The 12,345-nt window shown below is 65.8% G+C and carries 10 protein-coding genes and 1 pseudogene; 2 read left to right on the top strand and 9 right to left on the bottom strand.

All coding sequences use genetic code 11. The annotated features are described in order from the left end of the window. Window positions 1-51: 51 nt before the first annotated feature. Both AB4Y40_RS31585 and AB4Y40_RS31580 read right to left on the bottom strand, forming a co-directional pair. A complete protein-coding gene (locus tag AB4Y40_RS31585; protein WP_368691213.1) occupies window positions 52-1,005 on the bottom strand; it encodes an alpha-E domain-containing protein in 954 nt (317 codons plus the stop codon). Between the two features lie 34 nt (window positions 1,006-1,039). Next, entirely contained in the window at window positions 1,040-2,446 is a 1,407-nt protein-coding gene (locus AB4Y40_RS31580; protein WP_324160190.1) for a circularly permuted type 2 ATP-grasp protein, read from the bottom strand. 285 nt (window positions 2,447-2,731) lie between these two features. Between AB4Y40_RS31580 and AB4Y40_RS31575 the strand changes: the two genes are divergently transcribed. Continuing rightward, window positions 2,732-3,466: a DUF2459 domain-containing protein gene (locus AB4Y40_RS31575; protein WP_368691212.1), complete on the top strand. Its 735-nt coding sequence runs from the start codon at window positions 2,732-2,734 to the stop codon at window positions 3,464-3,466. A gap of 270 nt (window positions 3,467-3,736) precedes the next feature. On the opposite strand, the gene AB4Y40_RS31570 is transcribed toward AB4Y40_RS31575, so the two are convergent. From AB4Y40_RS31570 to AB4Y40_RS31560, 3 genes are all read right to left on the bottom strand, one after another. Continuing rightward, complete coding sequence (locus AB4Y40_RS31570; protein WP_368691211.1) at window positions 3,737-5,203, bottom strand: glycosyltransferase family 2 protein; 1,467 nt, start codon at window positions 5,201-5,203, stop codon at window positions 3,737-3,739. 21 nt (window positions 5,204-5,224) lie between these two features. Further along, window positions 5,225-5,842: a cytochrome b gene (locus AB4Y40_RS31565; RefSeq protein ID WP_324160187.1), complete on the bottom strand. Its 618-nt coding sequence runs from the start codon at window positions 5,840-5,842 to the stop codon at window positions 5,225-5,227. A 276-nt stretch (window positions 5,843-6,118) separates the two neighbouring features. Further along, on the bottom strand, window positions 6,119-7,582 hold the full coding sequence (locus tag AB4Y40_RS31560) for a catalase (protein ID WP_368691210.1): 1,464 nt from the start codon (window positions 7,580-7,582) through the stop codon (window positions 6,119-6,121). Window positions 7,583-8,026: 444 nt separating this feature from the next. Here AB4Y40_RS31560 and phaP point away from each other — a divergent pair, with 444 nt between their 5' ends. Further along, window positions 8,027-8,590 (top strand): TIGR01841 family phasin, encoded by a 564-nt coding sequence (gene phaP, locus AB4Y40_RS31555; RefSeq protein WP_368691209.1) that lies wholly within the window; start codon window positions 8,027-8,029, stop codon window positions 8,588-8,590. Between the two features lie 214 nt (window positions 8,591-8,804). Here the strand turns inward: phaP and AB4Y40_RS31550 are convergent, their stop codons facing one another. From AB4Y40_RS31550 to AB4Y40_RS31535, 4 genes and pseudogenes are all read right to left on the bottom strand, one after another. Further along, window positions 8,805-9,494, bottom strand: coding sequence for a FadR/GntR family transcriptional regulator (locus tag AB4Y40_RS31550; RefSeq protein ID WP_368691208.1), 690 nt, complete (start codon window positions 9,492-9,494; stop codon window positions 8,805-8,807). Between the two features lie 178 nt (window positions 9,495-9,672). Then, window positions 9,673-10,107: pseudogene (locus AB4Y40_RS31545) on the bottom strand (aldose epimerase); the annotation flags it as partial. A gap of 21 nt (window positions 10,108-10,128) precedes the next feature. Then, the gene (locus tag AB4Y40_RS31540) at window positions 10,129-11,058 is read right to left on the bottom strand and encodes an SMP-30/gluconolactonase/LRE family protein (protein WP_368691300.1); all 930 of its coding nucleotides are present in this window, start codon (window positions 11,056-11,058) and stop codon (window positions 10,129-10,131) included. A gap of 29 nt (window positions 11,059-11,087) precedes the next feature. Then, entirely contained in the window at window positions 11,088-11,822 is a 735-nt protein-coding gene (locus AB4Y40_RS31535; protein ID WP_254355052.1) for a ribonuclease activity regulator RraA, read from the bottom strand. Between the last annotated feature and the right edge of the window lie 523 nt (window positions 11,823-12,345).

The following is a 12,345-nucleotide window of genomic DNA, read 5'->3' as shown; positions in this document are numbered from 1 at the left end:
ACGTCAATCCTCCATCGAGACGATTGGGAGTTCGATGAGCGCGGGATCGCACTAACCGACCGGCAACATCAGATAGGTGCGCGCCACCTGATTGCCCAGCTCGTACACGCGCGCGAGAAACTGCGTGAGAAACGTATGCACGCCCAAGGAGAAGATCTGCCGCAGGTCCGCATAAAGCAGCTCGGCGCGCAACTTGCCCGCGGTGCGCTCGACTTCGCGCGAGCTATCGGTGCGCAGCATCGCGAGATTCGTGCAGACGCCGTCCAGCGACGCCAGCAGCGAGCGCGGCATTTGCTGGTTGAGGATGAGCAGCTCCACCACGCGCGCGGGCGTCACCACGTCGCGGTAAACCTTGCGATAGATTTCGAGCGCGGAAACCGAGCTGAGAATCGAGGTCCAGTAATAGAAGTCCTCGAGCTGACGCGCGGCCGAACGCGAGTCGGCATTTTCCACGTCGACGAAACGCACGTCGAGAATGCGCGCCGTGTTGTCCGCGCGTTCGAGGAACGTGCCGAGCTGCGTGAAGAACAGTGCATCGTCCTGCAACGCCGTGCCGAGGCGCACGCCGCGCGACAGATGCGAGCGGAACTTCACCCACTCGAACAGCGCATCGGGACGCGCTTCCAGCTCGCTGCCGCGCAACAGCTCGACGAATTGCAGCCACGTGTCGTTGATCGTTTCCCACCATTCCGTGGTGAGCGTGCCGCGCACCGCGCGCGCGTTCTCGCGGGTCGCCTGCAGACACGAGTAGATGCTCGACGGGTTCGTCGGATCCGCCACGAGAAACTGGAGCACGTTGCTGCTGGTCGTTTCCTCGTGGCGCGCATCGAAGGCGGGCTCCAGTTCGGAGATCCGCAGCATCGCGCGATGCGTGCGCGCCTCGGCGTCCGCGCTGCCGGGCAGCAGGAGCGCCTTCAGATTGATGTCCAGCATGCGCGCGGTATTCTCCGCGCGCTCCATGTAGCGGGCCATCCAGAACAGATGATCGGCAGTGCGGCTCAGCATGGTCGAACCTCTTGGTGTGGTATGGCCAGTGAAATCATTCGAGCACCCACGTGTCCTTGGTCCCGCCGCCCTGCGACGAATTGACGACGAGCGAGCCTTCCTTGAGCGCCACGCGCGTGAGGCCGCCGGCCGCCATCTGGATCGTCTTGCCGGAGAGCACGAAGGGCCGCAGATCGATATGGCGCGGCGCGATGCCCGCCTCGACGAAGGTCGGGCAAGCCGACAGCGACAGCGTGGGCTGCGCGATGTAATTGCCTGGCCGCGCGAGCAGCCGGGTGCGAAACGCCTCGATTTCCTCGCGAGTGGATGCGGGACCGACCAGCATGCCGTAGCCGCCCGCGCCGTGCACTTCTTTCACGACGAGGTCCGGCAAATGTTCGAGCGTCCAGGCGAGATCGTCGGGCCGGCGGCATTGCCACGTCGGCACGTTCTTCAAAATAGGCTTTTCGCCGAGATAGAACTCGATCATGTCGGGCACATACGGATAGATCGACTTGTCGTCGGCCACGCCCGTGCCCATCGCATTGGCGAGTACGACGCGGCCCGCGCGGTACGCGGTGAGCAGCCCCGGCACGCCGAGCGCGGAGTCGGGGCGAAACGCCAGGGGGTCGAGAAAATCGTCGTCCACGCGCCGGTAGATCACGTCCACGCGACGCGGCCCCTGCGTCGTGCGCATGAATACGTAGTTATCCTCTACGAAGAGGTCCTTGCCCTCCACCAGCTCGACGCCCATTTGCTGAGCGAGGAACGTATGCTCGAAATACGCGGAGTTGTACATGCCGGGCGTGAGCAGCACGACGGTCGGATCGTCCACGCCTTCGGGCGCCACCGAGCGCAGCGTATCGAGCAGCAGATCGGGATAATGCGCGACCGGCGCCACCTTGTGCTGAACGAACAACTCGGGAAAGAGCCGCATCATCATCTTGCGGTTTTCGAGCATGTACGAGACGCCGGAGGGCACGCGCAAATTGTCTTCGAGTACGTAGAACGCGCCGTCGCGCCCATCGCGCACGATGTCGATGCCCGCGATATGCGCATACACGCCGAGCGGCAGGTCGATGCCCTGCATCTCCGGCCGGTACTGCGCATTGGTGTAGACCTGCTCGGCCGGTATCACGCCGGCGCGCACGATGTTGCGCTCGTGATAGACGTCGTGCAGGAACAGATTTAGCGCCTGCACGCGCTGGCGCAGTCCGCGCTCGAGCAGAACCCATTCGTCTGCGGGAATGATGCGTGGAATGAGGTCGAAAGGAATGAGCCGTTCGGTGCCGGAGAGGTCGCCGTTCACCGCGAACGTGATGCCGACCCGCCTGAACAACAGGTCCGCCTCGGCGCGCTTGCGCGCCATCGTCTCGCCAGTCTGCCTCTCGAGCCACCGCTGGAAGCGTTCGTAGTGCGGGCGCACCGCGCCCTCGTCGCGCATTTCGTCATGGACTTGCATCGGTTCGTTCTCGCGCGTGAGTGCAACTGCGTCAGCGGCGCCGCCGCGTTTCGTCTCATGAATGAGGCGAGATGCGCTGCGCGCTGCAGTACAGGCTAAAAAGCAAGGCGTATGCCATCGACTGAGCCTGGTTTCATGCGCTCGATTGGTGCAACGCGGGCGGGATCGGCTGTGTCGAAACGGGGCATGCCAATGCAGCGCTGCATTTGCGCTTCAAGCTGGTGCAACGCTCGCGCGGCATGCTATATGCAGGCGCAGCACGCAACTGGAGGACCTTGAGTTCCAATGACCGAAGCGACCTGCGTGAACGAGCATCCAACGAGAATTGCTGCCTGGCAAGCGCTTTGCGCGATCGTGCTCGCGCTCGCACTCGGCGCATGCACGAACATGGCCGGCCCCTTGCCGGCCGCGATCGAACCAGTGGCCGATGATGGCCCACCGCGCACGTCCGTTGCCGTCGTGCAGCGCGACTGGCACACCGACATCTGCCTGCGTGTGCACGACGCCGACGTCTGGGTCGATGCACTTGCGCGCGGCTTCGACGACGCAACCGTTCTGTGTTTCGGCTTTGGGGAGAGACAGTTCGTGGTGGAACGCCGCCACGATCCGCTGACGATGATCGGCGCGCTCATGCCGAGCCAGGCCACCGTGCTGATGACGGTACTGCGCGCGGCCCCGGAGGCGGCCTTCGGCTCGCAGAACGTCGTGGAGGTGCCAGTGGACGACGCCGGGCTTGCCAGCGTTCAGCGCTATCTGCGCACTTCGCTGGAAACCGATGCGGATGGCGCACCGCGCCGCCTCGCCGACGGACCCTACACGGGCAGCGTGTATTTCGCGGCGTCAGGGACTTACGACGCCTTGCATACCTGCAACACGTGGACCGCGCGAGCCTTGCGCTCGGCGGGTCTCGACGATGTACCGGACGTGCTGTTCGCGCGCAGCCTGATGCGCGAAGTGCGGCACGCGCTGGCCACGAAAGCGCCGGACGGCGCGATGCCCAACGCTGCCGCAAGTCGGTGAATCGATCAGCACGGCGCAACACAAGCCGCACCCGGCGGGGGTGGCGGCGCCTCGGTGGCCGGCTGCTGCGGGACGACGACGGTCCGCGGCGGCGGCGGGTTGGGATCGCTGCTGCTGAACGACAGGCAGCCTGCTAGTGCGAGCGGCAATAGTAAAGCGAGGACGCTGAATCGATACATTTGACTCTCCCTGACCGGTTTAAAGGCCGGCACCGCGCGCTTTGCGCGGCCCTTTTAAGCTGGGAGCAAGTCGAATGCCACGGAAATCAGATCATTGAGACGCCGCGCTCTCGCGGCTGCGCGCCGCCGCCAGCCCGGTGCGGCTTTGCACGCCCCACTTGCGCCGCCCGAGCAGGAAATGCAGCCAGCCGAGCGCCGCGCCGCTGTGGCGCATCAACTGGAACGAGAACGGCTCGAAGATGGCGGCGAGAAACGCCATGCCGAAACTCGAGTGCGTGCGGTCGCCGCTCCAGCGCCGGTAGAGATGTACGGAGTACAGATGAAACGCGAGGTCGATCGCGATCTTGCCGACGATCACGCCCAGCACCGGCAGCACGATCGTGAAGCGGCCGTCGAACAGGAAGCCGATCAACAGCGCGAACGCCGTCAGTCCATAAATGGGCTGCACGGTGTCGAATGCCTTCACGGGCAGCATCATGAGGCCGAGCTTGCCGTACTTGCGGTTGCCGGTCATGTCGCGATACCAGTACTGGGTTTGCAGGAAGCCCGCGAACCAGCGGCGGCGCTGACGCAGGAAGGTCGTGAGCGTACCGGGCGCGTCGGTGCGCGCGCGGGCGGTGCCGAGCACGCGCACGTCCCAGCCCAGGCCCTTGCGCGCCGAATGACGGCGCAAGCGGTGAATCAGTTCGTAGTCCTCGACGAGGCAATCCGCATCGAAGCCGCCCACGGCCATCACGGCATCGCGGCGAAAGCCCGCAAACGCGCCCGAGATCAGCAGCAGGCTGTCGGCGCGCATCCACGCGAAGCGCGAGATGAAATTGCGGATGTACTCGTAGGTCTGGAACCACTGGAAAAAGCGCCCGCTCAACGTATGGTCGCAAACCGGCGTGAGCAGGCCCGCCGCCGCGACCAGCGCCGGCTCGCGGCCAAACGCGCTCGCCATCGCGGCGCATGCGTCGGGTTCGAGCAGCGTATCGGCGTCCACGGTCATGACCGTTTCCGTTGCGATCGCAAGCAGCGCCGCGTTGAGCGCGCGCGCCTTGCCGCCGTGCGCGAGCTTCAGCCAGCGCAGATTCGGATACTGCGGCGAAGGCGCGCTCAACTGGCCTTCGCCCGGGTCGGCCAGACCATAACGCTGCGCGAGCAAGGCAGCCGTGCCGTCGGTCGAGCCGTCGTCGGCAATCACGATCTGCTGCGGCGCGCGGGTCTGCGCGAACAGCGCGTCGAGGGTGATCGGCAGCACGGCCGCTTCGTTGTGCGCGGCGACGATCACGCCGAGCGTCGGCAGCTTCGCCGCGCCGGCGGCCGCGGGCGCTGCCGCAGGCGCAAGCAGCACGCGCGCCTTCCAGGCGACGAACAGCAGCAACACCGTGTCGTAGACGACATAGGCAATGCCCGTGGACCACGCGACCACGCCCTGCAGGAAGAACGCACGCGCAAACAGCACGAACCAGAGCGCCATGACGCCCAGGTGGATCGCGATGCTCGCGAATGGCGTGGGAGGCGGCACGAGGCGCGGCGACGTGCGGGCGAGCGCCTCTTCAAGCATGTTTTTCAAGTCGTACCCTTCTCGTGTTGCTCACGGCATCATCCGGCGCAGCACCGAATGACGGTCGATCCATTGATGCTTGAGTGCGCCCGCAATATGCAACGCGAGCACGCCATAGAGCGCATAGCTGCACGCGGTATGCAGCGCGCCGAACTGGTTGTGCAACTGCTCCTTCGTGGCCGCATCGAGGTTCATGATGAAGCCGATGCGCGGCCATTGCACGAGGCCGAAGAGATACATGGGATGCGAGGCGGCGGCGACCCATGCGGAGTCGTGCAGCCAGCCGGAAAGCGGCATCGCGAAGATCAGCACGTAGAGCGCGACGTGCGCGGCGTGGGCCGACGCGCGCTCCCAGCCCGGGAATTCGGCGGGCAGCGCCGGCGGGCGATGCGTGAGACGCCACAGCACGCGCAGGATCGCGAGCCCGAGTACGGTAATGCCGATCGACTTGTGCGTATCGATCACGAAGCGGATGGCGGTGTCCGAAAGCGCGCCGTCGGGCAGCAGCGCGGCAGTCAGGCCCAGGGCGACGTTCGTGAGGATCAGTAGCGCGATCAACCAGTGCAATAGCACGGCAACGCGCGTGTACTTTTGCGCGCCAGCGTCGGCACCTACAAACGGGGATTCGGCGGAAAGGGGAGTCTTCACGTGGGCTTGGCCGTTGCGGATCAGTAGGGATAACGCCCGGTGCGGCAAATTTATTCCCGCCGCGCGCGGTCCGCCGGCGGGATGGCGCGATGCGGCCCACACGGCGACTCGCGCATTATGCCCCCTCGTCCCTGACGCTGCAGAATCCGCCAGATGACGGTTCTGCCAGTTTGGCGGCGGCCGGCCGTCATGCGCTGCCCCCGCAACGTCCGCGCACAAAAGAAAAACCGGAACGGGCTATGCAACCCGTTCCGGTTCTTTCGCGGCTTCGGCGGCTTATTTCGCGTTGGCCGCCTGCTTTTCGATCTGCGAGCCCACTTCGGCGTCGATCTTCTTCCAGTAGTCGAACACGCGCTCGCGCACAGGGCTGCCCACACCGCTCAGGCTCGCCACCACCTGCTGGATCAGCGCCTCGCGCTGCTTGTCGTTGTAGACGTTGCGCACGAGATCGTGCGCCTGGCCGAAATCGTCGTCTTCCGCGTGCAGCGAGTAGGCGCTGCGCACCATGTCGCCGTCGGCTTCCCAGCCGTCGTCCGCCGCGCCCGTCGAATCCGCCCACGGACGGCCGAAGCTGTTCGGCACGTAAGTCGGTGCGTTGCCGCTATGTTCGTAGGTCATGTTGCCGTCGAACATGTAGGTCTGCACGGGCACCTTCGGACGATTCACCGGCAGCTGGTTGAAGTTCGTGCCGATCCGCGCGCGCTGCGCGTCGTTATAGGCGAACGCGCGGCCCAGCAGCATCTTGTCCGGCGAGAGGCCGATGCCCGGCACCGTGTTGCCCGGCGAGAACGCGGCCTGCTCGATCTGCGCGAAGAAGTTCTCCGGGTTGCGGTTGAGCGTCATCGTGCCGACCTTGATGAGCGGATAGTCCTTGTGCGACCACGTCTTCGTGAGATCGAACGGATTGAAGCGGTACTTCTTCGCCTCCGCGTACGGCATGACCTGCACGGAGAGCGTCCACGACGGATATTCGCCGCGCTTGATCGCATCGAACAGATCGCGCCGGTGGAAGTCGGCGTCCTCGCCCGCCATCGCCGCGGCTTCGGCGTTGGTAAAGAACTGCATGCCCTGGTTGGTGTGGAAGTGGTACTTGACCCAGAACTTCTCGCCCTTCGCGTTCACCCACATATAGGTGTGCGAGCCGTAGCCGTTCATGTGGCGCCACGTTTTCGGCAGGCCGCGCTCGCCCATCAGATAGGCGACCTGGTGCGCCGACTCGGGATTGTTGGTCCAGAAGTCCCATTGCATCTCGCCATTGCGCAGGCCCGAGTCGGGCAGACGTTTCTGGCTGCGGATGAAGTGCGGGAACTTCATCGGGTCGCGCACGAAAAAAACCGGCGTGTTGTTGCCGACGAGGTCGTAGTTGCCCTCGGTCGTGTAGAACTTCAGCGAAAAGCCGCGCACGTCGCGCCAGGTGTCGGGGCTGCCCATTTCGCCCGCGACGGTCGAAAAGCGCGCCAGCATTTCCGTGCTCGCGCCCTTCTGGAACAAGGCAGCCTTCGTGTAGCGCGACACATCCTCGGTAGTCTTGAGTTCGCCGAACGCGCCGGCGCCCTTCGCGTGCGGCTGGCGCTCGGGCACCTTCTCGCGGTTGAAATGCGCCATCTGCTCGAGGAAATGCACGTCGTGCAGCACGATCGGGCCGTCGGGGCCGATCGTGAGCGAGTTGCGGTCGCTGACAGCCGGCGCGCCCGTGCTCGTCGTGGAATGACCGCGAGACTTGTCGTTCGATGCACCCATTACCGCTCTCCTGATGGATTCGCGCATGGCGGCTGCGCGCACCGCGCCCGTTCGACTGCTGCAGGGCGTTCGAGCCGCAGTCGGAGCCGCCACCGCTAGATTGGGGGACCAACCCGGGCTGCGCGCGGTGCCGACCTTCGACACCCGCGCTCGCCCGAGGGAATGGCCATTTTGCGCGCAGACGCGAAGCGCTGCGCTCAAGCAGTTCACGCGCCGCGCAGCCCGGCGGGGCATCTGTCGCCGTGTTGGAAATTTCCACCCAAAATCAGGCGTTTACATAATTGTTGCGACGCACAAAAAGTTCTTGACACGTTTTATGGATCAGTTACCATAAACTCGATTGCTGCATCGCACAAAACCTTCTCTGCGCGAACCGGTGATCGAACCGAAAGTTTGTATTGGTAACCGAAACCGACGCGTAGCGTCCCCCAAAAGGAAAGAGACATGAACCTGCCGACCCCCGAACAGTTCGCCGCCAACCAGAAAGCCGGTCTCGAGGCCCTCTTCGGCCTGACGAACAAGGCATTCGAAGGCGCGGTCAAGCTCGCCGAACTCAACATCGAAACGGCCCGCTCGGCGTTCGCCGAAGGTCAGGAACAAGCCCAGCGCGCACTCTCGGCCAAGGACCCGCAAGGCTTCTTCGCCGTGCAGGCCGGCTTCGCCCAGCCCGCCGCTGAAAAGGCGCTGGCCTATGGCCGCAGCGTCTACGGCATCGTTTCGGCCACGCAAGCCGAATTCGCCACCGCCGCCCAGTCGCAGTACGAAACGCAGCAGCGCGCGCTCGAAACGCTCGTCGACAACGCCGTGAAGAACGCCCCGGCCGGCTCGGAAGCCGCTGTCGCCGCGATCAAGTCGGCGCTGAACGCCGCCAACAACGCGTACGCGTCGGTGAACAAGGCTGCGAAGCAGGCTGTGGAATTCGCAGAAAGCAACTTCGACGCCGCCGGCAAGGCCGCGACGAAGGCCGTCGCGCAAGCGTCGACGCGCGCCGCCAAGCAGGCTGCCTAAGCGTTACGCTTGACTTTCCGCTGGCGGGGGCGACCGCTGCCGCCAGCCGGACTGAAGACGGGCGTGGATCTCGTGCAATGCGAGTTCCACGCCCGTTTGCTATTGGCCGGTCCGGCGCAACGCGAAAGCAGATATCGGCGTTACGCGGCCGCTCGCAACAGCCAGCCGGCGCAGAGCGTTTGAACCCATGAAGGCACGCGCCGCGCAGGCGGGCTCAGGAGCCGAACATGCGGTTCACCGCGCGCTCGAGATGCGCGCGCATGGCAGTCGATGCGCGCTCGGGGTCGCGCGCCTGGATCGCTTCGAGCACTTCGAGGTGTTCCTGCTGCACGAGGCGCTGCCGCTCGATCGACTTCACGAGCGAGAGGTTGCGCGACAGGTTCATGCTGAACACCATCTGCTCCTGGATGCCCGAGAGCGCCGTGATGAAGAACTGGTTCTTCGAGGCGCGCGCCACGGCCATATGGAACGCGAAGTCGTCTTTCGCGCCGATGCCCGAGGTCTCGATGATGGTCTGCAGGTTGTTCCACTCGCGCTGGATCGCGGCGATGTCTTCGTCTTCGGCCTTTTGCGCGGCGAGCGAGGCCGCCCCGGCTTCGACCACCACGCGGTATTCGTAGCAGCGGCGAATGTCCGACAGCGTTTCGAGCGGTGCGAAGCGGCGCACGTCCGGATCGGGACGCCGCATGACCGTCGTGCCCGAGCCGTGGCGCGTGGCGATGATGCCGTCCGCGCGCAGCTGGGCAAGCGCCTCGCGCACCGTGGGGCGCGAGGTCGCGAAGCGCTCCGCGAGCATGTGCTCGGTCGGCAGGCGCTCCCCTTCCTTGTATTCGCCCTCGATGATGCGGTTGAGGATGTCGCTGTAAATCCGCGCCGGCATATTCGGCGCTTTCTGCTCAGACATGATCGGACGGTGCACTTTGGGTTGTCAGGAGTGTCGTCAATTGTAAGTCATATGGCGGGCCGATAGCGTCCGCCTGCCCCCGGCCAGCCCCTATTTTGCGGGTGTTTCCGCCCTTTCCGTCCCGCTTTACCAATTTGCGGCCAATTTACGGCCGCTTGCACTTTTGCGCTGCCGCGCCCTACCGCAGCGCACTTACGCGGATGCGCAGTGCCGCTTTCTGCGTCTCTCCCGGCTCCAGCCAGCGCAGGCCGAGGCCGGTGTGGATCGCGTCGGGCAGGCCGAGCCACGGCTCGACGCGGTAAAAGTCCGAATCGGGCGCGAGCGTCCAGGTCGTGACCGCATACCACGACGCCGAACCGGGCCGGCGCAGATCGATTTCGATCGCGCGCTGCTGCGACGGCATCTCGATGCGCACGGACTGATCCGGTTCGCCGTCGAGGCAATGAAAGCGGTCGATGATCTGCGCGTCGTCGAAGCGATAGTGCGTCGCGCCCGGCGCGGCCCCGGTCGTCGTGCCGTCCGGCAACTGACGGCGCTGGAGATTGCGCGGCAGCGCGATCGTCGCCTCGCCGCGCTGCGCGTGCGGCAGCGCGAAATAGAAGTGATGGCCCGCGCAACGCGTAAAGGGCAAAGGTCAGTCGGTCGCGCGCAGCGAACCCGCGAAAGCGGGCTCGGGCAGGCCGCGCACCCCGGCGTCGATGGCGAATACCAGGCCGTCCAGCTCGCCGGTTTGCGGCGGGCAGATCGTCGTGACGTAAAGCACGTCGAGGTTGGCCCCGCCGAACTCGCACATCGAAGGCTTCGCCACCGGCACCGCCACGCTGCGCTCGAGCCGCCCTGCGGGCGTGAAGCGCAGCAGGCGGCCCGCGTCGTTCGCGCAGATCCAGTAGCAGCCGTCGGCGTCCACGGCCGCGCCGTCGGGGCGCCCCGCGTAGTCGTGCAGATCGGCGAACACGCGGCGATTCGTGGGCACGCCGTCGTCGATGTCGTAGTCGAAGGCCCAGATCAGGCGGCTCGATGCATGCGAATCGGACAGATACATCGTGCGGCCGTCCGGCGACCATGCGAGGCCGTTCTGCGTGCACAACCCCTCGACCACGGGCGCCGACAAGCCGTCTTGCGCCGTGTAGCGATAGAGCTTGCCCGCCGGGTCGGGCGCCGCCGCGTCCTGCACCATCGTGCCGGACCAGAAACGGCCCTGACGATCGCAGCGGCCGTCGTTGAAACGCATACGCGCGGCCTCGTGCGCCACGCCCGCGAGCGGCCGCACGCTCGCCTCGCCTGCCCGCACGTGCGCGGCCGGTTCGTGCAGCGTCACGGCGAAAAGGCCCGTCTCCAGCGCCGCGAGCACGCCGCCATCGCGCGCGAACGCGAAGCAGCCGATGCGCTCCGGCAGCGTCCACTCGGTGCGGCGCGCCGTGTCGACCGCATAGCGCACGAGCGTTTGCGCGGGAATATCGACCCAGTAGAGCGCGCTTTCCTCGGCGCGCCACACGGGGCACTCGCCTACCGACGAGCGCCGCGCGTCGTGCGCCTCGAGTGGACGCACCGGCGGCGTCGACACCGCATCGAGCGTCACGTCGTGCTGCGTGCTCAACGCTGCTCCTTCTTCCACGCTTCGTACGCGGCGAGCGTCGCCTCGTTCGGCGGATAGGTGCCCGGCAGCGCCGCGCCCGCCTCGATACGTTCGGTGATGAAGCGCTCGAGCGTCTCCTGCTCCGTGGCGTCGCGCGCGACTTCCTCGGCCAGATGACGCGGAATCACGACCACGCCGTCCGCATCGCCGACGATGATGTCGCCCGGAAACACGGCCACGCCGCCGCAGCCGATCGGCACGTTCAGGTCGACCGTATGGTGCTTGCAGAGATTGAGCGGCGCCGAGGCGCCCGCGCAGAACACCGGAATGCCGAGCGCCGCGATGGTCGCGCTGTCGCGCACCGGGCCGTCCGAGACCATGCCGGCCACGCCGCGCACCTTCATGCGCGTGGCGAGGATCGAGCCCATCGAGGCGGCATCGGTCACGCCGCGGCAGTCCTGCACGAGCACCGCGCCCGCGGGCACGGTCTCGACGCCCTTGCGCTGCGGATGCTCGGGGTTCTGGAACGCGCTCAGCTGGTCGAGGTCCTCGCGCGCCGGGATGTTGCGCATCGTGAAGGCCGGACCGACCAGATTGGGAGCGCCCGGCGCCGGTGCGGCGAGCGGCTTCACGCCCTGCAGGAAGACGTTGCGCAGGCCGCGCTTGAAAAGTTGCGTGGTGAGCGTGGCGTTGGAAACGTGGCGCAGCTGTTCGAGCGCGGCATCGCTCACGGGGATGGCGGGGGAAGTCATCGTGTCTCGTCCGTTGTCGTGTGTCGTGGTGCGCGTGGCGCGGGCGGCGGCTCGAAAAACTGTCGAGCGGATGGGTCGCATTGTTGTAATACAACACGAAAATTGTCAACCCGCCATTGCGCTGCGGGCCGCCCCAGCATGTATGACGACTCGTCTTCGGACAGGCGTGAAATCGCTCGGAAGATCCGGCCGATGCCGCCGGTGAAAACGTGACTCAAGTCAATAAATGCCCGTCCAGCGGCCGCGCCGGGCGTCCGACCCCGATCCCGCACCAGGGAAATCCCCAGCGCCTCACGATTTGCTTTACAACTTTGGTCAAAATAGAATGATGTCTTACATGAAGGGGACGATGCGCATCGGCGCGGCCCTTCATCCCGGCCAGCGGGAGACCAGCACCGCTGCCGCCTGAAGCGACCCAGGCCAGCACGGGGCGCCACGCATAGAAACACAGCCATTCGGGCTCACCTTCCGGCACCGCTTCGTGCCGGAGCCCGCCAACAGCAGGAGACGCGCAGTGCAACGC

It is taken from the genome of Paraburkholderia sp. EG287B, from assembly GCF_040965595.1.
In the GTDB taxonomy this organism is placed as follows: Bacteria; Pseudomonadota; Gammaproteobacteria; order Burkholderiales; family Burkholderiaceae; genus Paraburkholderia.
Note: the sequence above shows the minus strand (reverse complement) of the source record. Positions and strands in the feature narration are given on the sequence as shown.